Genomic DNA, 24,707 nt, shown 5'->3' with positions numbered 1-24,707 from the left:
ATCCCCCTCCAATAAAAACTCGGTTTATAGTGAGAAAAACACCAGCCTAAAAAAGGACAGGTGCTTTTCCTCAAAAACACTCAATTATAAATTTTTCCCAGCAGTCCAACCACCATCAATTACAAAATTAGAACCAGTAATAAAGCGGGCCTGATCAGAAATCAAGTACTCAATACATGAAACAATATCCTGCGGCAACCCCCAAGTATCTAAAGATTGATTACTTTTTATCATAGACATCAAGGCTGTATTACTAAAGTATTCTTCTGTAAGTTCAGTTCTAATAACACCGGGAGAAATGCTATTCACCCTTATATTTTGCTTCCCAAATTCCATAGCCATCTGTTTAGTCAATCCGATTAAAGCATGCTTTGATGCAACATAAGCAGCTCGCTCTGGTTCAGCCATTAATCCAGAAACCGATGCTATATTCACAATACAACCTTTTATTTTCGATTCACACCATCGCTTAGCTACTTCCCTAGAAAGGATAAATGGGGCTACTAAATTTACATCAATTACTTTTTTAAACATATCATCGGATAAATGTAAAACAGGTGTTATCTCTCGAATACCAGCTGCATTTATTAATATATCAGGAGAAAGCTTTTCTAAATCTAATTGAGTAAAAAGATTATGAATCGCTTCGCTATTACTTAAATCAATTTGCACTACTTTCAAAGGCATATCTGTTTTCATATAATCTATTAAGTTATTATTATTAATATCAAGCGCTATTACATGAAATGATTTTTCTAAAAAGTATTTTATACAAGCATGACCTATACCGCTATTGGCTCCAGAAATCATAATTATTTTATTCTCTCTCATTTTGTCTCCTTATAAGAAAATGTTACTAATAAAATATCACGAAAAGCTTCAGTACTACATTCTGTTCCAAGTGGCGTTACGGCATGGAAGACCTTTTGTCCAAATACTAAAGTTTCTAAAGGCTCCTTCAAACTTATAAACTGATTAATTTCCCGTGGAGAATTAGCTATTAAATTATCTCCGCCAATAGCTGTATTACTTAAATTCATAAGGTGTAAAAACACTACTGGTTCATCATCTTTATGTAACCAAATAGGCGAACTAAAAGATGGTCTTTCTTTAGTAGCTTTATACCTTACTTGATGTAACCCTATAATTAAATCTTTACTTGTATCTATTATATTTGTTTTAAATGCAAATTCAGTATCGAAACGCACGATATTTTGAATTAAAGGATTATATAAAAAGCTATCATTTATGCTATTGAACTGTCTAACTTTCCCGCCATCATCATAGTTATATTCTTTAGATTGGAAGTAATCATTACTATTATCTAAAATATAATCTGGTGAATCAACATACTTTATATACCTTGAATAAGATCTAGCACGACATTCACCGTACGCATCATCTGCCAAATTATAATAATCTAACTGTGCTTGTGTTAATAAACTATGATTCTCTTCCTCTTGTAAAAAGATTTCATTTGAGATTTCAAGGAATCCTTTAGATTCAAATTCATGTACCTTTTCTTCTATGCTAAAGCCACTCATTTTACTAAGAACAAACGTCATTATAAAAACCTCCACACTATTGTATTTTTCTTTCTCACCCTATGTTAGAAATGCAATACGTAACCGAGATTCTTGCTTAATAAAATTTTAAATTATGATATTCAATTAATACATCAAATGAAATATACGCAACTCATTAAAATTATTTATTAAGCAATATTATATATCCTTTCGGGTATTTTTTCTAATTATCTGAAGATTTATCAACATTAGTCTTAATATTCAAAAATAAAGAAATAGATTTTTCAGAAAGATAAAACTGCGCGTATTGCAATTATTTATGTATATAACTTTTTTAAAAATTATATTTTAAATATAGCTAGTTTTTTATAAATTTTTTGATATAATTACATACGGGAAAAGGGAAGAACTTTGTCTTCCCTTGTGTTTTTATTTGCATCTAGTACTTTTGCTAGATGCTTTTTTTTATGCTAAAAAAGGTATCCTCAAATACTTTGAGGATACCTTTTCACCTTTATTATCTCTGCTGTTTTCTACCTAATATGAGTAATCCAAAACTCATCATTACAAGAAGTGCTCCCATATATGGTTCCACAGGCATTTTCTGCCCTGTCTTCGGTAATTCTTTTTCAAGTTTCTCTGGATTCGGTGTCCCAGGCTTTTCTGGATTCGGTGTTCCAGGCTTTTCTGGATTTGGTGTTCCAGGCTTTTCTGGATTCGGTGTTCCAGGTTTCTCCGGATTCGGTGTTCCAGGCTTTTCTGGATTCGGTGTTCCAGGTTTCTCCGGATTCGGTGTTCCAGGTTTCTCCGGATTCGGTGTTCCAGGTTTTTCTGGATCTGGTGTTCCAGGTTTTTCTGGATCTGGTGTTCCAGGCTTTTCTGGATCTGGTGTTTCTGGGCCTGGTGGCGCTAAATGATTCAATTTGTTTAATACTTCTAATTGAACTGCATTTATCATTCCATTTGTAATTTCAAATGGAATTGGATTAGTTAATTTTTCATATCCTTTTGGTGCTTCTACTTCTACTAGTGTGTAGTTACCTACAGATAGATCTGTGATTTTTGCCTTTCCATCTTTATCTGTTGTTACTTTCACTACTATTTTTCCCTTTTCATCATGAACTTCAAACACAGCTCCTGATAAGACTTCCTTGCTTTCAGCAGCCATTTTTGTAATCTCCACTGAACCTTTGTCTAACTGTTCATTCTCTACTTGCAATGATAAGACTTTCGTCATACCTTTTGTAATTTCGAATGAAACTGGCTTTTCTAGTGGTTTGTAGCCTGCTGGTGTTTCTACTTCTACTAACTCATACTTTCCAATAGATAAATCTGAAACGTTTGCTTTTCCTTCTTTATCCGTTGTTACTTTTGCAACTACTTTTCCTTTTGAGTCACGTACTTCAAATACAACATTTTCTAATGGTGCTTTACTGTCTTTATCTATTTTTGTGATTTCTACATTCCCCGTATCTACCATTTCATTTTCTACAGTGAACGTTAAAGATTTTGTCATACCTTTTTTAATTTCAAATGGTACAGGCTTTTCTAATTTTTTGTAGCCTGGTAAACTCTCTACTTCTACTAACTTGTACTTTCCTACTGATAAATCTGAAACTGTTGCTTTTCCAGCTTTATCTGTCGTTACTTTCGTTACTACCTTGCCTTTGTCGTCTTGAACTTCAAAGACTACACCTGCTAACGGTGCCTTATTATCTTTATCTATTTTTGTAATTTCTACATTTCCCGTATCTACCATTTCATTTTCTATGTTTAATGATAGAATTTCTGTCATACCCTTTTTAATTTCGAATGATACTGGCTCTGTTAGTTTTTTGTAGCCTGGTAAGCTTTCTTTCTCTACTAATTTGTACTTTCCTACAGATAAGTCTGAGATTTTTGCTTTACCATTTTTATCTGTTTTTACTTCCGTTACTACTTTTCCTTGTTCGTCTTGTACTGCGAAGACTACGTCTTCTAATACTTTTTGACTATCTTTATCTACTTTTGTGATTTCTACTGAACCTTTGTCTAACTGTTCATTCTCTACTTTTAATGATAAGACTTCTGTCATACCCTTTTTAATTTCGAATGATACTGGCTCTGTTAGTTTTTTGTAGCCTGGTAAGCTTTCTTTCTCTACTAATTTGTACTTTCCTACAGATAAGTCTGAGATTTTTGCTTTACCATTTTTATCTGTTTTTACTTCCGTTACTACTTTTCCTTGTTCGTCTTGCACTTCGAAGACTACGTCTTCTAATACTTTTTGACTATCTTTATCTACTTTTGTAATTTCTACTGAACCTTTATCTACTAGTTCATTCTCTACTTTTAGTGATAAGACTTCTGTCATACCTTTTTTGATTTCAAATGATACTGGTTTCGCTAGTTTTTTATATCCCGGTAAGCTCTCTACTTCTACTAGCTTATATTTTCCTACTGATAAATCAGCAATCTTTGCTTTTCCTTCTTTATCTGTCGTTACTTTTGTTACTACTTTATCTTTTTCATCTTGCACTTCGAATGTTACGCCCGCTAATACTGCGCCACTTTCTTTGTCTACTTTTGTAATCTCTACTGAACCTTTATCTAACAATTCGTTCTCTACTTTCAATGATAAAACTTTTGTCATACCCTTTTTGATTTCAAACGATACTGGTTCTGTTAATTGTTTGTAGCCTGGTAAGCTTTCTTTCTCTACTAATTTGTACTTTCCTACAGATAAGTCTGAGATTTTTGCTTTACCATTTTTATCTGTTTTTACTTCCGTTACTACTTTTCCTTGTTCGTCTTGTACTGCGAAGACTACACCTGCTAATGCTTTTTGATTATCTTTATCTACTTTTGTGATTTCTACATTTCCCTTGTCTAACATTTCGTTTTCTACTGTTAAAGCAAGAGATTTTGTCATGCCTTTTTCAACTTGGAAAGTAATCGGATCTACTAATTGTTTATATCCTTTTGGTGCTTTTACTTCTACTAACTTGTATGTGCCGACTGATAAATTAGTAACTTGTGCTTGTCCTTTTTTATCTGTCGTTATTTTAGCGACTACTTGTCCTGCTTCATCTTGAATTTCAAAGACTGCATCAGCTAAAGCATCTTTATTTTCTTTATCTACTTTTGTAATTTCTACATTTCCTGTATCCACTAATTCATTTTCTACTGTTAGCTTTAGCGCTGTTACTCTACCCTTTTCAATTTCGAATGAAATTGGCTTTTCTAGTGGTTTGTATCCTGCCGGTGTTTCTACTTCCACCAACTCATACTTCCCGATAGATAAATCTGAAACGTTTGCTTTTCCTTCTTTATCCGTCGTTACTTTTGCAACTACTTTTCCTTTTAAATCACGTACTTCAAATACAACATTTTCTAATGGAGCTTTACTATCTTTATCTATTTTTGTTATCTCTACATTCCCTGTATCCACCATTTCATTTTCTACTTTTAATGATAGAACCTCGGTCATGCCTTTTTTGATTTCAAATGATACTGGTTTTTCTAACTTTTTATAACCAGGTAAACTTTCTACCTCTACTAATTCATACTTTCCTACAGGTAAATCTGAAACATTTGCTTTTCCATCTTTATCTGTCGTTACTTTTGTAACTTCATTACCCTTTTCATCTTGGACGATGAATGTTACTCCCGCTAACGGTGCTTTATTATCTTTATCTATCTTTGTTATCTCTACATTTCCCGTATCTACCATTTCATTTTCTATTTTTAATGATAGAACTTCAGTCATGCCTTTTTTGATTTCAAATAATACTGGATCTGTTAGTTTCTTATAGCCTGGTAAACTTTCTTTCTCTACTAATTTGTACTTTCCTACTGATAGATCTGAGATTTTTGCTTTACCATCTTTATCTGTTTTTACTTCCTTTACTACTGTTCCAGCTTCATCTTGCACTTCAAAGACTACGCCTTTTAATGCTTTTTTGTTGTCTTTATCTACTTTTGTAATTTCTACTGAACCTTTATCTAACTGTTCATTTTCTACTTTCAATGATAGGACTGTTGTCATACCTTTTGTAATTTCGAATGATACTGGTTCTGTTAGCTTTTTGTAGCCAGGTAAACTTTTCGTCTCTACTAATTTGTACTTTCCTACTGATAAATCTGAGATTTTTGCTTTACCATCTTTATCTGTTTTTACTTCTGTTACTACTTTTCCTTGCTCATCTTGCACTTCGAAGACTACGCCTTCTAATACTTTTTGGCTATCTTTATCTATTTTTGTAATTTCTACTGAGCCTTTGTCTAACTGCTCATTTTCTACTTTTATTGCTAAAGCTTTTGTCATACCTTTTGTAATTTCAAATGGTACTGGTTCTGTTAGCTTTTTGTAGCCAGGTAAACTTTTCGTCTCTACTAATTTGTACTTTCCTACTGATAGATCTGAAACGTTTGCTTTTCCATCTTTATCTGTTACTACTTTTCTTACTACTCCATCTTTCTCATCTTGGACTTCAAATTCGACACCCGCTAATACTGCCCCGTTTTCTTTGTCCACTTTTGTGATTTCTATATTACCTTTGTCAACCATTGCATTTTCCACTTGTATTGGGAATATGCCGTCCCCTGTTACATTTACTTCGAACTCTGTTTCTTTTAATTGGTATCCTTCAGGTGCTTTCGTTTCTTTTAAAATATATTTTCCTAGTGCTAACGGTTTAGAGGTTGCCTTACCATCTTTATCTGTAACAATATGTTCGACTACTACACCGTCTTTTACTATATCAAACTCTGCATTTGCTAATGGTTTTTCACCATTTTCCGAATCAATTTTCTTTATTTCAATTTGACCCTTTTGCACAGTATTTTTAATTTCAATTGTTTTTGTTTCTCCAGCTTGAAGTGTAACCTCTACTGGGCTTGTTAATTTTTGATATCCTTCTGGTGCTACTGTTTCATAAACTTTATACGTCCCCGGAGCTAAAGTTTGAGGTACTGAAAAACCTTTTTCGTCCGTTGTCAGTTTTGCAACAACTTCATTTGCACTATTTCGAACTTCAAATTCGGCACCTTTTAACCCTTTGTTCGGATTCTCAGAATCTATTTTATGAAGCGATACTGTACCATCTTTTGGAGCTTCAGGCGGTGTAATAGTTACTTCTTTTGATGTTAATGTTTTATCATCAAAATGTAATTCCGCTTTATTAGGAATCTTCTTATCTACGTAAGAAGATAAGTCTGCATTATTTTTAATTTTCGCCTTGATACTAAGATTAATTATCTGGTCTTCATATGACTTATAGTCAAAATTCTCATCAAACGTAAATGTTACTTCACTTCTTTGTTTATCTATCTTTAGCGTTCCTTTAGAAGTAATATCTTGGCCATTTTGATCATACACTTTTGCCTCTAATACTTCTAAAACATCTTCTAAATCATCGCTAATTACCATTGATGTGTATTTAGGAGGATCGTTTGGTATATGTGTACCAACTTGATATTGAATAACTTGATTCATTTGTGTTAGCTGCTCATTCTCTACAAGCTTGCCATTCTCATCAACTATATTTTTTTCAATGCTAGGTGGATTATCGTCACCTGAACCGGTTCCCCCTCCACCACTTACAAATACTTGTCCTACTTTTTCTTCAGTTTTAATATTTTTACCTTCTAATTTCACAGTATTTTTATGAGGCTTTGCAGCAGGATTAGTAATCTTTGTTTTATATCTTAAAATATAACCTTTTGAACTGTCTGGAAATTCAATTGTAAATCCAGCCTTTGTTGCATTTATTTTAATGTTAGATAAATCTGCTGGCTTAATATTTGTTGGTGCATAACCATCTTCAAATACAGCCTCTTCTAATACTACGCTGTCTGTAATTAACTCATGCCCAGGTCCTAATGTATCTGTTAATTTAAGATCTTGCATTTCTGTTCCAGTCGCATTTACATATACAAGCCAATCAGCAATGGACGGATCTTCTTGATTATAAGAACCCCATTTCAATAGATTATCTGTATTGGGCTGTGGCTTCGGTCTCTCTGTAGTATTACTTACATTTACTTCTTTATTTACGATTTGACCATCAACGTTAAATTCTAATGGAATTTCTTTAACACCATCATATGCTTCTAGACCAAAGTAGAATTCTACGAATAAAGAACCTTTAATGTTATTCTTTCCTTCTACGTAATCACCCATAGTACACGTTAATAGACCCTTTTTCATCTCACATGTACCAACTGTTTTTCCTTCAGCATCTTTTAAAGGAAAACTCATATTCATAAGGTCTTTCCGAAACTCTTTTGGCATATCAATTGTGAATTGATCTCCACTTTTTATTTTTTCTTTAGCTGACCACTTCACTTCTACTTTCATACCATCTGAGGCTTGATATGGTTCAGATGTCGTGCCATCAGTACGGGAAATATTAATTTCGTCCACTGGACTTTTCATCACAGCAGCTTGAATAACTGGAGCCCACACATTCAGCACTGAAAATAATACTAGAAAAACTAATGAAACCATTGAAATATGTGTTTTAGTACTTTTCATTTGCATAGTTCCCTCCTATTTTTTTATATTTATATAACAAAAAAAGACCGTCCGGTTGCATCAAAAATGTGCAACCAGACGATCTTAGTAACCAATATGTATTACCGTAGACTCTAAGCTTTGCGGCCTATCCTTTCGAATAGTGTGCTAAAAATATCTTTTATTCTTTTTTGTTTCATTTTCCTCTTAAACCAAATATTACTATACCGTCTGGACGGTTATAATTCAATACTCTATAAAATTGTTCTATTTTTCTAATAAAAAAAATAATTCACCACTACATTAAAGAAGCAATGGTGAATCATTTTAAAATTATATAGTTCGTATATTCTATTTATATGAATTACTAATAAGAGCTTGAATCACTTTTTCTCTTAACTCGGGGCTTAGTCTTCCAACCCCTAAATATTCCGAATACCATAATCCATCTGCTGCTAATCTAATAATTGTTGCACAAACTGAATCTATCTCATCATTTTCTATATTTTTTTGCAGTTGCTGAAATGATTGTTGTAATGGCTCAAGTAATTCAGGTTTTAACATGAGTGCTGCCATCATACTGCTAGACAACTCTTCTGTTCTTCTCTCATTACTTAATCTTTCCTCTACAAAAGAGCGAATCCATCTCCCTTTCCTCTCTGAGTCTTCCGCTACTTTATTGTAAATGGCCCCTTCATAATCCTCTACCCCTCGGACTATCATACCTTCTATTAAAGCTTCTTTATTTGAAAAGTGATACAATAATCCACCTTTGCTTAAACCCGCCTCTTTTGCCACTGCTTCTAAAGTTAATTTAGCAACCCCTTTACATTGTACAATTTGAGAAGCGGCCGCCAAAATCTTTTGCCGCGTTATGCTTATACTCATTCCTTTTTAAAACCCCATTTCTACTAAATTTATATAAATACGAATCTTATTTTTAATATTGTTGATTACTACTAAGTATTTTCTTTATACAACAAAAGTATCATTACCTTTGAATTTTTAGTTACTTATTCTATTAAAAATTTCCATATCATTCAATATGATAACATCAAATACACAACATTGACTATACATCTATACTTTCATATTCATTCCTAATATATCCATTAATAAAATTTACCGATTTAGTCCTTCTTATTACTTTATAAGACGGCAGTAATTCTTTCAGCACTAAATAAAAAATGTTATTACTCCCATTGAATTGAGTAATAACATTTTACTTAACAAATTCTCTGCCAACTAGCATCCTTCACATCTTCACTAGTCGGTTTTCTAACTGATCCAATAAAGTGAAACTTTATATCCGCAACATGGACAGGTGTATTTCATTTTGTCACTCCATTATTAACTTGTTTTCCCATATATTCCTACTCACAAAGAATGTAACAGCACAAATCATAGTTATCCCCATGAAAAATGTATTAGAATCTTCATATGTAGTTGGAATGCCTACCGTCACGAAAACAATACTAAAAGCTAAAAATAGATATAATAATAAAGATATAATATAGCTTAGTTTAAATCGTAAAATGATACCTCTAAACAATAGCTCACCAAGTAGACAGCCACCTAAAATAATAGGTACTCCGAAATACAATGTAAGGGCTCCCATTTGCGCAGTAGATTGAATTATCTTTCCAATTATGTTCGGCGAAACCAGCTCACTATCGTTTCCCATCCTATCATATAAATCAAGTGCTGTTGCTGAAATAAAGAAACTTAATATAGAAAATGAATACGGTATTAAAAATTTGCTCACTCTCATTCACCTCGCTTTTTTCTTTACATATATTATTCATTATTTCCTATCATTTTTACATAAAAAAATAACCCTCTATGATAAAACATAGAGGGTAGCATTTCTATATAAAAATCTATACCTTATCCTGAAGTGAATCCCGAAAATAGGACAAATATCAAAACACCTAAAACATATAAACTATCTGCTCCCTACATTCTTTAGGGTAGATAGTTTATATGTTTTATTAGAAAGTAGTGCCTTCTTTTTTATAATATTCTTTTGAAATCTCTTCATAAAATGCGGCTGATGTCGCGTAGAAATAAGGTGCTAACCATAAGAAACCAATTCCTACAGTAAGAATACTTAAAATGAACCAGCCTAAGAAACTTAAGCATAGTAAAAAGTAATCCATTTTATGTCCATTCATCATATGACGACTCTCAGTAATCGCTTGATTCGCTGTATATTCTGGATGATCATTCAAAATAAAATATGTCATAGAATAAGAAAATGATTTAATAATACCTGGAATAATAAGAAGTAATGTCCATAGAGTCAAGTATACATACATTAGTAAATATGTTAAAAACGACTTCATCAACTTACTTCCATCGGTAAACCATCTAAATATATGACCAATGCGAGCATCAGTCCCACGAATTGTATTTAAAACAAGATAATAGGCACCTATTGTTAATGGACCAATAACAAGCATTACTATAATACTTACTGTAAGTGAATCACTTGCTTCTTCCCAACCCCAAAATATCGAAAAAATACCTGTGGTTAGCATTTCAACAGCTCCAATAAGGATCCCGATTAATAAGGTTGCCCCTACCGCTAATCCCCATCTTCCTTTTAATGCATCAAGTGCTTCTCTTTTCAACTGACTTATCATATATAACCTCCTAATACTATTTATATTTTAGTATACCATTTATATCAAAAACCCCATAGATTTTCCTTAAATAGAAGCTAATTACCTTTTTTCATATACTGTAGTTGTACTAATATATGGATTAAACCACTCTTTTCCCTATAACAAAAAAGCTTGCCCTTCATAATAGGCAAGCTTTCTCTGGTTAATTCCCACTTAACTTCTTCTTATACCAATCCTGCATTCTCTCCGCATCTTCTACTCTCGTATGCTCTATTTTGTAACTAGATGATGCACTCGAAAACTTATACGTACATAAATCCGCACGGCGCTGAAAATATGATTGTGTCTTCTCCATTGATTGGACATGTCTTCTTCTAATAAGTCCTGTATATTTTCCGACGCTACGATAGACAAGTGTAATTTGTTCTCCGTTAACACTGTAACCATTTGTTTTAAATGTTGCGTATCCAAGTGTAAAGATAAGGATTGCGAGCGGAATTAATGCCCACATGATGAAGTGCTTTTCAGAGTATATACTTATTCCAAGAAGCGGGATTGCTAGCATTGCGAAGAAGATAAAACTATCAATGAGATAGCGGCGCAATGCTGCTTTTGGTAATGCAATAATGTTTGCATTCAGTTCGTATGGTAATTGTAAATGGGCGAGTAACTGTTGTACTCGATCTTTTCGAATGATTGGGTGCAGTGTAACCTTTTCTTTTTCGTCACCCATTCCTTTACTTTGAATGACTTCTACTTGCACAGCACAATAACCGAATGGTTGGCGTAAAATACTTTCTTTTATCGTAATACCTTGAATACGATGCAATTTTAGTACGAGCTCTTTTTTCTCAAGTAATCCTTGTGAAATGCGAACTTCGTCATTTCTTCGATTCACTGTGAAATCGCCATGTTTTAACGCGTAACCGATTGTAGATATAATCCAAGAAAGAACGAGTAAAATGGCTACCATGAAAATCCAGCCATATATATCATGTTCCATTACATACGACTTTACGCCATTCTCTATCCATTTCGGAATGTACTTATCTACTTGGTGATAAACGAAAAAGATTAAAGAGAATAATAGTCCAAATTGACCAGATGTAACAGATGCTAATAAAATCTCTTTCCAAGTTAATTTATATTCTGTCGTTTGTTTTTCCTCTGTAACAATTGCTTTTTCTACTACATTTTCTGTTGCTTCGTCTAACGTTCCTTCTGCTTTCACTTCTGGAGTTGGCTCATTTAGCAAAGCAATAAGCTCCGCCGCTTCTTCTGCCGTAATACCAGCTAAGCTAACTTCTGCTTCATCGCCCCCACCAGCTGTTTCAATCTGAATTTTTTTCAAACCGAGCATTTGATATAGTACGTTAGAACTTGTATTAATCGTTTGAACACGTTCTTTATTTAAGTAGCTTTCCTTTTTCACGAAGAGACCTTTTTTCACATGTAATACGTTATTTTCAACCCAATATGTTGTGTAATACCATTTTTCAAATGCTGAAAAAACGGTGAGTAAACCAAATGCTGCAGGAATTAAATACCAAAACGGGAATTTTCCGTTTAAGCTAAACATGAAAATAATGAGTGGTATAAAATCTGTTATTTTTAATTCTAATAACATCGTGATTGGATGCTGCCTCTTATACATCCTCATCACTCACTTTCGCTAATTCTGCGATTTTCGTTTTCAACATTTCTGCTTCATACATCGTTAAGCCTGGGATGCTGTGAGAAGTTGCTGCCGTTGAAATGTGTAATTCTGCTAAGCCATATTTTCTCATAATTGGTCCTTGTTCAATCGTTACGTGCTGCACACGAATCATCGGTACTAATACGCGCTTTACGACAAAAAGACCATGCTGAATTTCAAGTTCTTCTTCATTTAGTTGGTAGCTGTAATAACGTTGACGTAGTTTCGGGAATAAGAAGTACGCAAATGGTGCGAACACAACTGTTAGCCCAATCATCACATACAAAATCCACGCCCACCAATCAAACTTTATCATGAGGAAAAGGTAAGCTAAAATAACGAGTATACCGATCCCTTCTTCAATTACAGCACGAACTTTCCACACCTTGACCATGTCAGGGTGAATTTCATTTTTCAATGGATCCATGTAACCACTCCAAATCTAGTAATCTAATATATGAATTCTCTCAATCTATATTTTACGTAACTTTACAGAAAATTGAAATTTAATCTTCTTTCTTCTCAGGAATAAAATATCCGAACCAAAGTAGCCAAATGAAACCGATTAACTTCATCCAATTTCCATCCGCTTGAAAAGCTTCAATCATACCTGGTATTTTATAAACCCCAATAAATCCAAGAAAACCGAGCCACCAGTTTTTTTGCATTTTCATTTTTACTCCTCCTTCATGACGTTTTTCACATTTCGAATCCAAATTTCTTTATACTTTAACTGGAATCCCATGAGCATATAGTTGCTCATATTATCGATCACGAGTGCTAGCGTATGAGCATTTTCTTCCGTTTCATGTTGTGACACTACGTCAAGTTCTACGCCTTTCTTCAATAAATCGTGGAAACCATTTAAGAAATCTTCTTGTATTTCAAATAAGCGTTTCTGATACTTTTCATTTCGCGATGCAGTTACGATAAATTCGTTGATAACGCGTAATATCCCTTCTTGCCCTTCATATTCAGAGAGCATATGTAAACCATCAGCAATTAACTTTTCTGCAAAGTTTTCTTTCGTATATTGCTCTTTATCGAAATAACTCACGAAATGATATCCAGAGAAAATTTCTTCAAATAAAAAATGGATTAACGCTTCTTTAGAAGAAAAATGATAATAAATAGCCGGTTTTGAAATACCTACCTCTTTCGCAATCATGGAAAGACTCATCTTCTCAATGCCGTGTTCTGCCATAAGTTTAAATGATGCCTCTACAATGTTTTGCGATGTTTGTAAATTCTTCGTCATACTGTACCTCACTTGTTTTTACTTACCGGTCGGTAAGTAAATTATAAAATAAAACGAAATGATTTTCAATTTAGTTAGCGTTCTAGAAGGTGTTTATTGGAAATTACAGAAAGTTATAAAGTAAAAGCAACATATAACAATAAGGAGGATACCATATGGGACTTGGTGGTAATGGGGGTAGTGGTGGTAATGGCAGCGGTGAAGCAGGACAAGCTGGTAAGAGCGGATTTTCATTAATCATTGTACTTTTTATCGTATTGATTATAGTTGGAGTTAGCTATATCGGACTTGGCTTCTAAGAAAAGGCGTCCTACATTACACATGTAGGACGCCTTGTTTTAATCCCTATTCAGCAATCGCATACGATAACAATTCATCGTCACTTCTCCAAGTCTTTGCAGCAATTGATAGTTCGCATATGCGCCTACCGGGGCACCGATTATTGGTACGAGCTGCAGCATTTTGGCTAAATCGATATAGTCTCGGTACTCTGTTTGGAACTTTTCCCAGTCCATATGATTTTCTTCTTCTGTATCCCACGTTTCAATTGCTTTCCATATTTCTTTTCGGTGATCGTCACTTGAAAAGGCAAGCTGAAAAACATGAAGGATAAAAAGGCGCTCTTCTTTATTGCTCGTATCAAATCCGTACAACGTTGCTGCATCGAATAAAAATTTAATTTTAATTGTAAGTAGAAGCGGAAAGTCAGCAAGACCGAGGAGAATACCGCCAGCCCCCGTCCCTGCCCCTTCTGCCGCTGCTATTTTTTTGTACTCATCCATTTTTTTACGTACTTCATCGTCTCGTCTTTGCAATGACCATGTCGTCTCTTTTAGCTTCGGCTTTATAAAGTTTGACCCGGCGCTGATCGTTTGCACCATCATACGAATCGTCTCTGTTAGTACCTTTTGTACTTTCGCCGGAATGAGCTGTTGCACTTTCGTCTGCACTTTTTTGGAGAACCGTGTCATCATAGAAGAATCTTTCATGAATGTAGCTTTCCACTGCTCCAATTCTTTTATAACTTTCTCTTCGTATGTAATCATAGGTTCATTCCTTTCAATTTAAACGCTCAATGCGCTTGGCCCCGTATTGGTAAACAAAACCGATACTAAATAATATGCTTACGATAAGTAAAATTCCTGTCATCATGAAATCTTTCGTTGCTAGTGCAAATATAACTGTAAAGATTACGCTCCCGATGATTAGAACCGCGTTTAATAAAGTAAGAAAATCTTTCTTCTTCTCTTCTCCCCGTACTGGATACAAATCAAGCCAAATTTTCATGCGGTGATGTTTCCATAAAGTTAAGAGCTGATAGCCGATTAAATATAGGAAGATAAAACTTACGATAAATCGCCCGTATAAAAATGGAATGAAGTAAAGAATAACTCCTCCAAGAGCGAGCAAACGCACATATAATCCAAAATAGTTACCAGATCGTAAAAATGTTCTCGTATATAAGTATAAATATGTACGCTTTTCACCAATCATCGAAAGAATGAAATCGAGCCATTTTCTGCGTGCTACTCTTTCTTTTAATGCTGGTACATCAACGAACATGTTCGCGATGCGGTACAGCAGCATCATCTTCTTACCTTCTTCAGAAATTAAATACTCCCAGTTTAGTGGCTTTCCCTTTACCATTTGATGCATGATAGCAAGGTATAACACCATGAGAAGGACGATTCCACCAATGAAAAGAACTGAAGTACGTTCTACAAGGAAATATACAAATAAACCGTTTAGGATAAAACGAATGAACCAATCCGCTCTTTGTATATTTTGATCTGTTAAAAATGACTTTTCCCACGCTACAAATAAATTCCACGCTTTTACGATAACAAACGCGAGTACAATCCATATGTAAGCCGCTCCTGTTTGCTTCATTTGTTGGAAGTATAACGGAGCAAGCGCAGCTGCTACGATTGCGATTATGTATAACTGAATCATAAATGTAAAAAGAAATGCCTTTGTGAAGTAAGGTTTTAACTTTTCTTCAACTGGCAGTAAGTAAACGAGATCCGCTTCTTTTAATAATGTTTGAATGGATCCAGCCGTTAACACGAGTCCAATTAATACTGCCATTACGAGCGCCGCCGGAAACGAAGTTGTTAACGTTTGTAACCATTGCTGGTAATAATACGCTCCCGCACCAATGATGAACACGAAAATAAATTTCAAATGATCATTAAATACGTATTTACTATATGTACGAACTTCTTTTAGAAAGTGACGAAATCGTTCTTTCCATAACGCTGTGCTATTCATAATCTTCTTCCTTTGTTAGCGCGATGTAAATATCATCTAACGTTGCACCTGGCATATTAAACTGTGATTGCAGTTCAGATAATGTTCCCTTCGCTCTTACTTCACCTTGATGCAAAATAATGAACGAATCACAATAACGCTCTGCCGTCGCTAAAATATGTGTGCTCATTAAAATACCGGCACCACTCTTTTTCATTTGGTCCATCATTTGAAGAAGGGATTGAATCGCTAACGGATCTAATCCAACGAAAGGTTCATCTACTATGTAAAGAGATGGCTCCACTAAAAATGCGCTCATAATCATTACTTTTTGTTTCATTCCTTTTGAGAAATGAGATGGAAACCATTTTAAACGATTTTTCATACGAAACTCTTGTAGTAGTTGTCCTACACGTTCTTCATATTGTTTTTCATCAACGCCATACGCCATAGCTGTTAATTTCAAATGCTCTTCTAACGTTAATTCATCATATAATACCGGCGTTTCCGGAATGAATGAAAAGCTAGAACGGTACGCTGTCATATCATCACGAATTGTTTTCCCATTAATTGTGACAGTTCCTTTTTTCGGTTCCATTAAACCGATAATATGTTTAATCGTCGTACTTTTACCAGCTCCATTTAAACCGATTAAGCCGACAAGTTCGCCTTTATTAACAGAGAACGAAACGTCTTTTAATACAGGTCGTTTCGTATATCCTCCTGTAACATTTTCTACACGCAATAACTCGCTCATACGACACCACTTTCTTCATTAGTATTCATTCTATATTCATCTTACCAAAAATTATGCTGTACTACATAGTATCCATGTACTCAAAAAAAATTTTTAAATTTATTAGCATATATTTTTCCGAAAGCGGACATCATAATTATTGAAGAAGGAACACATTGAAAAAGCAACCACCTATTGATGAGTACAACAACATAGTGAAGTCATCATGAAATGGGGTGTCCAAGTTGGACAATGAAATTTACACATAACCAGATCATTTGTTTCATTTTCGAAACGGGGTGTCTCTGAAAGAGCATATACTGTTTTAAAAAATAAACAATTTCATTTTAAAAAAGATTGCAATTCATTTCACTTGAAAATGGGGTGTCTACGGCAGAAACTTTAGCCGATTTACCGTGCATTTCTTAAATAAATGAGGTGTCTGCGAAACGTAAATTACGATAATGCTTTTTCAATCCCTCTTCAGAAAACAGGAAGCTGAGTCAGCTTCCTGTTTTTCGTGTTTGTTCTCTTATGTAATTATGGTAAAATACGGCTAAGGATATTTGAAAGGATGAGATCAATGAATCATACAGCAGACAATTGTATTTTTTGTAAAATCATTGACGGGCAAATCCCTTGCTCAAAAGTATACGAAGATGAACATGTGCTTGCATTTTTAGATATTAGTCAAGTAACAAAAGGACATACTCTTGTTATTCCGAAAGTTCACAAACAAGACATTTTTGCGTTAACGCCAGAAATCGCATCACACATTTTTTCTGTCGTTCCAAAAATCGCAAATGCGATTAAAGCAGAGTTTAATCCAGTTGGCTTTAACCTACTTAACAATAACGGTGAAAAAGCTGGACAAACTGTGTTCCACTTCCACCTTCATTTAATTCCACGCTACGGTGAAAAAGATGGTTTCGGTGCTGTTTGGAAATCACATCAAAATGAATACACTATGGAAAATTTACAAAACATCGCAAGTACAATTGCAAATAGTGTGAAATAATGACACTATAAGAAGGCGTAATACATAACAAGCCACTTCCCTGAAGTCATCAAATTCCGCATGGCTTGTTTCTTTACTTAAAATGCTCAGGGATGATTGTTTGTGCATAGCACATATAAGAAAGATATGCATATTTTTCCCATCATGAATACGAACAAAAAATAAGGAGGTCTCCTTTTATGTCAAAAGCTAAATCCTTTATTACAGGTGTTATTTGCGGCGGAGCAGTTGCTGGACTAGCTGTTCTTTTCTCAACTCCTTCTTCTGGTAAAGACATGCGAGGCAAGTTAAAAGAAAAAGGAAATGATATTAAAAAGACTTTAGCTGATATTACAGCTGATACGAAATTATTAAAGCGTCAAATTATTGAAACTGCTTCAGAAGGTAAAGAAGTGTTTCAAGAATTAAAAGATGACATGCAAGACACGCTTTCTAACTGGAAGCAAGATATTTCTCAAAACAAGCGCCATATTGAGAAAGAAATTTTGGACATCCAAAAGTCAATTGAGAAACTACAAGAAGCTGTTCCAGAAAAAGCGTAAACAAATTCCTGCTTAGTTTTTTGCATATAACAAATATTTTTTATATAAATTGACCTTGACACGGCATATCGTATAGATATGCCGTGTTTTTATGCATTTACAATATATGTTATCACTTAACATGTAAGGACAACGTATGTATTCACGACTCATAAAACGCTTCCATAGTTATGCATGATTTGTATAGAATGTCATTTTTCCGAAAAATTTTCACAATTCTCACAAAAAGACTTTATTAATTTTTATTTTACTGGCATAATAGATAGTAATGAAAAAAGAATGTTAAAGTGGGTGAGTAAATGAAAAGTGGAGAAAAAGATTACTCGGTAAAAGAAGCGATGATTTTCAGCCAACGCATTGCTCAATTATCGAAAGCGTTATGGAAATGTGTAGAGAAAGATTGGCAGCAGTGGATTAAACCTTACGATTTAAATATTAATGAACATCATATTTTAACAATCGCTTATCATTTAAAAGGGGCTTCTATTTCTGAGATTGCTAAGTTTGGAGTTATGCACGTATCAACAGCGTTTAACTTCTCGAAAAAGCTGGAAGAACGCGGCTATCTTGTATTCTCAAAAAAGGAAGATGATAAACGAAATACGTACATTGAAATTACAGACAAAGGGGAAGAATTACTACTTCGCTTAATGGAAGAGTATGATCCTGAAAATAATTCAGTGTTTAATGGGGCTCTTGCACTTCGTAATTTTTATGGGAAGTTCCCAGAAAATATCGAACTGATTGCAATCCTGCGTAATATTTACGGACAAGACTTTATCGATATTTTTGAGAAATCATTAGAAGATATTGAAGAGAACTTTACAGAATCCGATCAAAAGTTAGTTAAGAAATAATCTATTTATTTTTTCGCAATCATGCTTAAGAATTCATTCATAAGCGGCTTAAATAAACCTTGTTTTGCTAGCGCTTCCGCAGTTTCGTGTACTTCGAGCTGATGTGGAAGCGCTTTTTCAAATTGATCTAACAGCGCATCGAACAAAAGAAGCCCTTCTGCTTTCTCCACTACATATTGCTCGTTCAGTTTTTCACAAAGATTTAGTATACGTTCAATATCTTTTTTACGAGCTTTTTTCTTTATGATCAAAGAATAAAATGGACACTTCTCTTCATCAATCATTTTAAATAATAGGTCTACATAGTATTCAGCTTGTTCTAATCTTCTAACAACGTCCATTTTCTCCCTCACTTTCTAACACAAAGTCTTCTATTTCTGAATTTTGTAACACGAACAAAATATCGTGTGATACAATATATGTATATGTATTTTAGCCAAAAGGAGGTCTCGCCTCATGACACTTATAACAGTTGTTTTTGTCGCATTCGCACTTCTTGTTATATTTTACACGAATTTCATGACACATACACTGTGTGAACGAAAACAAATAGCTGCGAGCCGCCAGCCCGGTGTCTTTCGGGTTATTAATGTATGTATAACAATTTTATTAATTTCTAGTTATATAGAAATTATATTTCATGGAAAGTGAGGAAGGAAAGCCCCTTCCTCACTTTTTTCCTCTATAAGCAAATTATACCTACAATAACCAATAAAATAAACAGTACAAGTAATAAAATAAGTTGAGAATTCATCCCCATCCCCTCCTCTATTCTGTATATGCGGCATGCGCCCAATATGGCACACTTTCAAAATCTGACACGTGCTGGTTAATTTTTCTTTATCAATATGAAAACGGTTCGAAATATGATATATTAAATTTTGTACATATTGCTTATACTATAGAACAAAACATTCATCAAAACTTTATCCTCAGCCACGGTAAGCCCTGTTAAGCGCGCTTTACCAATATAAAAAAGCAAAAGTATCAGTGAGACTTAATCGGGCTCTTATGAACTAAAATTCATCGGTGTAGGATAAATTAAAAATACATAATAGTAGGAGTGTTTATTGAATGAAGAAAGCTATGCTTGCCTTAGCCGCAACAAGTGTAATCGCATTATCAGCATGTGGAACATCATCATCAGACAAAATTGTTACATCTAAAGCTGGTGACATTACAAAAGAAGAATTCTACGATCAAATGAAGACACAAGCTGGTAAACAAGTACTAAACAACATGGTTATGGAAAAAGTACTTATTAAAAACTACAAAGTTGAAGACAAAGATGTAGACAAAAAGTTCAATGAAATGAAAAAACAATACGGTGATCAATTCGATACACTAATGAAACAACAAGGTATTAAAGAAGAAACTATTAAAAATAGTGTGCGTGCTCAATTAGCTCAAGAAAAAGCGGTTGAACAATCGATTACTGATAAAGATGTAAAAGCAAAATTCGAGGATTATAAAAAAGAAATTAAAGCAAGTCATATCCTTGTAAAAGATGAAGAAACTGCTAAAAAGGTAAAAGATGAACTTGCTCAAGGTAAATCTTTCGAAGAATTAGCAAAACAATACTCTGAAGATACAGGCTCAAAAGAAAAAGGTGGCGACTTAGGATTCTTCGGACCAGGGAAAATGGTAAAAGAATTTGAAGAAGCAGCTCAAAAGTTGAAAAAAGGTGAAGTAAGCGAACCTGTAAAAACACAATTCGGTTACCATATCATCAAAGTAACTGATAATCACGCAGATGCAAATTTCGATAAAGCAAAAGCTGATATTAAAAAATCACTAGTTCAAGAAAAAACACAAGATGCTCAATTCATGAATGATCTTATGATGAAAGAAATCAAAAAAGCTGACGTAAAAGTTGACGATAAAGATTTAAAAGATCTTTTCGAAGAGAAAAAAGCTGACGATAAAAAAGAAGAAAAGAAATAATGCAGTAAAAAGCTTGGGCTTAGGCCCGAGCTTTTTTTATCCCCTCTTCTCCCGGTAGTTATATCTAGATTCGGTAAATGAAATTATATCGACCGCAACTCCAATTATATCAGCGATTTTCAAAATATATCGACTTACCGACAAAAAACGACAACAAGCATGACTCCCTCTTCAAACACAAAAAAACCTTGATCCACGCCACACGGAACCAAGGTTTATCTTATTATCATTGATTAAATTCAAAAACTATGTTAAATTAGTACAGAAACACGTTTTACAAAATACAAAGAACGTATTTATCCGTATCTTAATTGTACACCAAAAAACATCTTCAGTCAACCTCTATTTTTCACTTTTAAAGGAGTGCTACCGTATGAACAAAAAACTTGATTTAGAGCAAAAACGATTGGATACCGTAATTGAAACGATTACGGAGCAAATTGATAAACTGGAAAACGAAACTGGCAGACGCCGGGCAGAAGTAATCAATATTCGTAAACACTTTTGGGATGACGTGAAAGTGAATACTGATACTTTCGATGATTATCTTGAAACAGTTATCAACTTGAGACAACAAGCTCAGTCACTAGCTGTCACACAAATTACCCATAAGCACACCTTTAATCGACTTGCCGCATTAAGACGTATGCATAAAGCACCTTATTTCGGACGAATTGATTTCAAAGAAGAAGGAGAATCTGCCGCGGATCAAATTTATATTGGCGTCGCTACACTTACTGATGCAAGCGGAGAAAACTTTCTTATATATGACTGGCGCGCACCTATTTCGAGTGTGTACTACGATTATCCACCAGGACCGGCTGAATACAGTACACCAGGCGGCGTAATCCACGGTAATGTGGAGAAAAAATTACAATACATTATTCAAAATGGCGAGATTGATTCTATGTTCGATACGAGCCTTACAATTGGTGATGAAATCTTGCAACAAGCGCTTGGAAAAGGCACGAACAAACATATGCAAAGCATCGTTGCTACGATTCAGCGCGAGCAAAATGAAATTATCCGTCACGATGAAGGCCGACTCCTTATCGTGCAAGGAGCCGCTGGTAGTGGTAAAACATCAGCTGCATTGCAACGAATCGCCTACTTACTATATAAATATCGCGAATGGCTAAAAGCAGATCAAATCATTCTCTTCTCTCCTAACTCTATGTTCAATAGCTACGTTTCTAACGTACTACCTGAACTCGGTGAAGAAAATATGCAGCAAGTTACATTCCAAGAATATTTAAACCATAGATTAAGTAAGGCATTTGACGTCGAAGATCCTTACGAGCAATTAGAATATATGTTAACTGAAACGAATAGCCCTACCTATAAAACGAGAAATGCGAGCATTCGCTTTAAAGCATCTACTCAATTTTTCGAAATGATTCGAGCTTACAGACAATCCCTTGAATCTTCAGGTATGCTATTTAGAGGAATGAAATTTAGAGGAAAGTTAATTGTTTCTGCTAAAGAAATTACAGAGCAGTTTTACAATACTGATTCCTCCCTCCGCTTCCATAATCGAATTGAAAAGTTAACAGATTGGCTAAATAAACAAATAGATGAAATTGAAAAAACAGAACTGAAAAAGCCTTGGGTAGAAGAAGAAATTGAATTACTGAGTAAAGATGAATACCAAAAGGCTTATAAATATTTACAGAAAAAAGGCGAGTTTGACGACAACTCCTTCCATGATTTTGAGAAAGAAACGAAAGTGCTTGGACGTATGATTGTCCGTAAAAAATTGAAGCCACTTCGTAAAGGCGTTCAAACATTACGTTTCATTAATTTCACAGGCATATATAAACAGCTCTTCACAGATGCATCATGGGTTACTGGAGAAAAGCAGAAAGAATGGGATGACATTTGCTCATTAACAGTAAACATGCTCGATGAAGGAAAGCTATATTACGAGGATGCCACGCCATTTTTACTTTTAAAAGAGTTAATCGAAGGCTTCCAAACGAATAGATCGATTAAACACGTACTCGTAGACGAAGCACAAGATTATTCACCGTTTCAATTTGAGTTTTTAAAACGTCTCTTCCCTGCTGCAAGAATGACTGTACTCGGAGACTTTAACCAAGCGATATTTGCTCATGCGAGTGAAGCAGTAAATTTCAACACACTTACTAGCTTATACGGACCAGACGAAACGAATGGCATCAACTTAACTCGTAGCTATCGCTCAACAAAACCAATCATTGAATTTACACGCACTCTCGTACCGGAGGGCAAGAACATTCACGCCTTTGAACGTGACGGCGAGAAACCTACAGTGACGAAAGTATCAAATGACAGCGAACTGCACGAGCATATTACTGCCAAAGTTGCTGAACTACAAAAAGAGCAGCACAATACGATCGCAATTATATGTAAATCTGCAGCTGAAAGCGCAGCTGCATACGAAGCACTTAATCATATCGATAATATTAAACTCGTGAAGAGTAACTCAGCCGAGTATGAGCAAGGCATTGTCGTAATCCCTGCTTACTTAGCGAAAGGTATTGAATTTGATGCTGTTATTATTTACAATGCTTCTAAAGATGTGTACAGCGATAAGAGCGTACATAGATTGTTCTACACTGCTTGTACACGCGCAATGCATGAATTACAACTTTATAGCGTTGGCGAGGTTAGTCCTTTTATACTTGGAGCTGATTCGGAGAGTTTTGAGCTTATAATGAAAACACCTTGATGATTGAAGTGAACCCCGAAAACGGGACACATATTAAAACACCTCCCGAATTCGCATACTAAGTATGCAAATTCAATGGAGGTGTTCTTTTTATCATTTAGACTTGTAAAATGCTTCGTATTTCTTCTAAACGTAAATTTGTAAACTTTGCAATATCTTCGATTGGCATTCCATTTTTATGCATTCCACGAATTAATTGAATCTTACCTTCTTCAATTCCCTCTTTCTTTCCTTCATTACGAGCATGAGCGAACTTTGCGGCTTCATCCATCAAAGCTTTCTCTCTTGCCTCATATGCTTGTCGGAAAGAAGAATCTTGACTCATACGCTCCCATTTATTCATCGCTTTTTGTAAAATCGGATCTTGGTTCATCGCAATGTCCTCCAATGTTTGGGTTAGTTGTTCATCCTCGTTTGCCGGAAGTAATAATAACCAACGAACAAACAAATCTTCCCAAGGATTTACTTGTTCATTCCGCCACTGTTGCATAAGTTTCGAAATCTCTACGATGTGAACTTCGATATCACTACTCAATATTTTATGTTGTTGTCGATTCCATAAAACTCCTGTTGTATGGAATGCCTCGTATTCAGGAAACATAACGAAATTTAACAAATTGATTGTAATTGTTTTATGAAGAGAGCTGTATGGCATTCCCTTTTGAAGTTGAGCTGTGTATAGCCTTCCCCAATAATATAAACTACGTTTAATCATATCATGATTATTATTGAGTTGTATTTCTACATTGACTTTTGTTCCTGTGTCTAATGTAGCTGAAATATCTAAGATAGATAACTTATCTTCTTCATGTTCCCTGTGTAAATGTGGATCTGCAAATTGTAACGAAACAATGGGTGATTCTAAAGAATCCTGTAACATCGCATTTAAAAAAGCAATTAAAATATCTTCATTTCCACTTGTGCCAAATAATTGTTTAAAAGCAAAATCAATGCGTAAATTCACTAATTGTTGGCTGGACATGAAATTTTCTCTCCCCATCTCATAAGAGGCTTTTCTTTTATTGTACATAAAATAGTGATACGCAT

Annotated in this window: 22 protein-coding genes and 1 riboswitch; of the genes, 7 read left to right on the top strand and 15 right to left on the bottom strand. The window is 34.5% G+C overall.

Annotated features, from left to right (window positions below; genetic code table 11):
- Window positions 1–84: 84 nt before the first annotated feature.
- The 10 genes from MKY21_RS05580 to MKY21_RS05535 all read right to left on the bottom strand — a co-directional run bounded on the left by MKY21_RS05580 (window position 85) and on the right by MKY21_RS05535 (window position 13,603).
- Complete coding sequence (locus MKY21_RS05580; RefSeq protein WP_001208941.1) at window positions 85–831, bottom strand: SDR family NAD(P)-dependent oxidoreductase; 747 nt, start codon at window positions 829–831, stop codon at window positions 85–87.
- Window positions 828–1,565 (bottom strand): 2OG-Fe dioxygenase family protein, encoded by a 738-nt coding sequence (locus tag MKY21_RS05575; RefSeq protein ID WP_000144823.1) that lies wholly within the window; start codon window positions 1,563–1,565, stop codon window positions 828–830. Before MKY21_RS05575 ends, MKY21_RS05580 begins: the two co-directional genes overlap by 4 nt.
- A 478-nt stretch (window positions 1,566–2,043) precedes the next feature.
- Window positions 2,044–8,049 (bottom strand): SpaA isopeptide-forming pilin-related protein, encoded by a 6,006-nt coding sequence (locus MKY21_RS05570; RefSeq protein WP_341075690.1) that lies wholly within the window; start codon window positions 8,047–8,049, stop codon window positions 2,044–2,046.
- 60 nt (window positions 8,050–8,109) lie between these two features.
- Window positions 8,110–8,202, bottom strand: a riboswitch (cyclic di-GMP riboswitch).
- 171 nt (window positions 8,203–8,373) lie between these two features.
- Entirely contained in the window at window positions 8,374–8,910 is a 537-nt protein-coding gene (locus MKY21_RS05565; protein ID WP_000028008.1) for a TetR/AcrR family transcriptional regulator, read from the bottom strand.
- Between the two features lie 451 nt (window positions 8,911–9,361).
- A complete protein-coding gene (locus MKY21_RS05560; RefSeq protein WP_170964284.1) occupies window positions 9,362–9,787 on the bottom strand; it encodes a hypothetical protein in 426 nt (141 codons plus the stop codon).
- A 226-nt stretch (window positions 9,788–10,013) separates the two neighbouring features.
- Window positions 10,014–10,667, bottom strand: a complete 654-nt coding sequence (locus MKY21_RS05555; protein ID WP_137074324.1) for a DUF975 family protein — start codon at window positions 10,665–10,667, stop codon at window positions 10,014–10,016.
- 184 nt (window positions 10,668–10,851) lie between these two features.
- On the bottom strand, window positions 10,852–12,303 hold the full coding sequence (locus tag MKY21_RS05550) for a PH domain-containing protein (protein WP_137074323.1): 1,452 nt from the start codon (window positions 12,301–12,303) through the stop codon (window positions 10,852–10,854).
- Entirely contained in the window at window positions 12,296–12,772 is a 477-nt protein-coding gene (locus tag MKY21_RS05545) for a PH domain-containing protein (protein ID WP_000371357.1), read from the bottom strand. Before MKY21_RS05545 ends, MKY21_RS05550 begins: the two co-directional genes overlap by 8 nt.
- 79 nt (window positions 12,773–12,851) lie before the next feature.
- Window positions 12,852–13,019: a hypothetical protein gene (locus MKY21_RS05540; protein ID WP_000783813.1), complete on the bottom strand. Its 168-nt coding sequence runs from the start codon at window positions 13,017–13,019 to the stop codon at window positions 12,852–12,854.
- Between the two features lie 2 nt (window positions 13,020–13,021).
- Window positions 13,022–13,603 (bottom strand): TetR/AcrR family transcriptional regulator, encoded by a 582-nt coding sequence (locus MKY21_RS05535; protein ID WP_137074322.1) that lies wholly within the window; start codon window positions 13,601–13,603, stop codon window positions 13,022–13,024.
- A 155-nt stretch (window positions 13,604–13,758) separates the two neighbouring features.
- Between MKY21_RS05535 and MKY21_RS05530 the strand changes: the two genes are divergently transcribed.
- Window positions 13,759–13,902 carry a YjcZ family sporulation protein gene (locus MKY21_RS05530; RefSeq protein ID WP_000522762.1) on the top strand — a complete coding sequence of 48 codons (144 nt, stop codon included), beginning with the start codon at window positions 13,759–13,761 and terminating at the stop codon, window positions 13,900–13,902.
- A gap of 39 nt (window positions 13,903–13,941) precedes the next feature.
- On the opposite strand, the gene ecsC is transcribed toward MKY21_RS05530, so the two are convergent.
- The 3 genes from ecsC to ecsA are packed head-to-tail and all read right to left on the bottom strand — an operon-like array spanning window position 13,942 to window position 16,610.
- The gene (ecsC, locus tag MKY21_RS05525) at window positions 13,942–14,649 is read right to left on the bottom strand and encodes an ecs operon protein EcsC (protein ID WP_137074321.1); all 708 of its coding nucleotides are present in this window, start codon (window positions 14,647–14,649) and stop codon (window positions 13,942–13,944) included.
- A 13-nt stretch (window positions 14,650–14,662) separates the two neighbouring features.
- Window positions 14,663–15,874, bottom strand: coding sequence for an ABC transporter permease EcsB (gene ecsB, locus MKY21_RS05520; protein ID WP_137074320.1), 1,212 nt, complete (start codon window positions 15,872–15,874; stop codon window positions 14,663–14,665).
- On the bottom strand, window positions 15,867–16,610 hold the full coding sequence (ecsA, locus tag MKY21_RS05515) for an ABC transporter ATP-binding protein EcsA (protein ID WP_001292603.1): 744 nt from the start codon (window positions 16,608–16,610) through the stop codon (window positions 15,867–15,869). The genes ecsB and ecsA overlap by 8 nt, the downstream gene beginning before the upstream one ends.
- A gap of 562 nt (window positions 16,611–17,172) precedes the next feature.
- Here ecsA and MKY21_RS05510 point away from each other — a divergent pair.
- The 3 genes from MKY21_RS05510 (at window position 17,173) to MKY21_RS05500 (ending at window position 19,006) form a co-directional block, all read left to right on the top strand.
- A complete protein-coding gene (locus MKY21_RS05510) occupies window positions 17,173–17,607 on the top strand; it encodes an HIT family protein (protein WP_001016835.1) in 435 nt (144 codons plus the stop codon).
- A gap of 179 nt (window positions 17,608–17,786) precedes the next feature.
- Window positions 17,787–18,149, top strand: a complete 363-nt coding sequence (locus tag MKY21_RS05505; protein ID WP_000030299.1) for a YtxH domain-containing protein — start codon at window positions 17,787–17,789, stop codon at window positions 18,147–18,149.
- 299 nt (window positions 18,150–18,448) lie between these two features.
- Complete coding sequence (locus tag MKY21_RS05500) at window positions 18,449–19,006, top strand: HTH-type transcriptional regulator Hpr (RefSeq protein ID WP_000834924.1); 558 nt, start codon at window positions 18,449–18,451, stop codon at window positions 19,004–19,006.
- 5 nt (window positions 19,007–19,011) lie between these two features.
- On the opposite strand, the gene MKY21_RS05495 is transcribed toward MKY21_RS05500, so the two are convergent.
- Window positions 19,012–19,347, bottom strand: a complete 336-nt coding sequence (locus MKY21_RS05495) for a DUF1878 family protein (RefSeq protein WP_000383655.1) — start codon at window positions 19,345–19,347, stop codon at window positions 19,012–19,014.
- A 115-nt stretch (window positions 19,348–19,462) separates the two neighbouring features.
- Here MKY21_RS05495 and MKY21_RS05490 point away from each other — a divergent pair, with 115 nt between their 5' ends.
- The 3 genes from MKY21_RS05490 to helD all read left to right on the top strand — a co-directional run bounded on the left by MKY21_RS05490 (window position 19,463) and on the right by helD (window position 23,660).
- On the top strand, window positions 19,463–19,657 hold the full coding sequence (locus tag MKY21_RS05490) for a hypothetical protein (RefSeq protein ID WP_000172690.1): 195 nt from the start codon (window positions 19,463–19,465) through the stop codon (window positions 19,655–19,657).
- Window positions 19,658–20,080: 423 nt separating this feature from the next.
- Window positions 20,081–20,950: a peptidylprolyl isomerase PrsA gene (gene prsA, locus MKY21_RS05480; protein WP_341075677.1), complete on the top strand. Its 870-nt coding sequence runs from the start codon at window positions 20,081–20,083 to the stop codon at window positions 20,948–20,950.
- A 373-nt stretch (window positions 20,951–21,323) separates the two neighbouring features.
- Window positions 21,324–23,660: an RNA polymerase recycling motor HelD gene (helD, locus tag MKY21_RS05475; RefSeq protein ID WP_341075675.1), complete on the top strand. Its 2,337-nt coding sequence runs from the start codon at window positions 21,324–21,326 to the stop codon at window positions 23,658–23,660.
- Window positions 23,661–23,757: 97 nt separating this feature from the next.
- Here helD and MKY21_RS05470 read toward each other — a convergent pair whose 3' ends face one another.
- Window positions 23,758–24,642 (bottom strand): Rpn family recombination-promoting nuclease/putative transposase, encoded by an 885-nt coding sequence (locus MKY21_RS05470; RefSeq protein WP_000098344.1) that lies wholly within the window; start codon window positions 24,640–24,642, stop codon window positions 23,758–23,760.
- Between the last annotated feature and the right edge of the window lie 65 nt (window positions 24,643–24,707).

Origin of the sequence: Bacillus sp. FSL R9-9497, from assembly GCF_038005805.1 — a bacterium.
Lineage (GTDB): Bacteria > Bacillota > Bacilli > Bacillales > Bacillaceae_G > Bacillus_A > Bacillus_A cereus.
The sequence above is the reverse complement of the archived record's forward strand: the minus strand, read 5'-3'. Positions and strand labels throughout refer to the sequence as shown.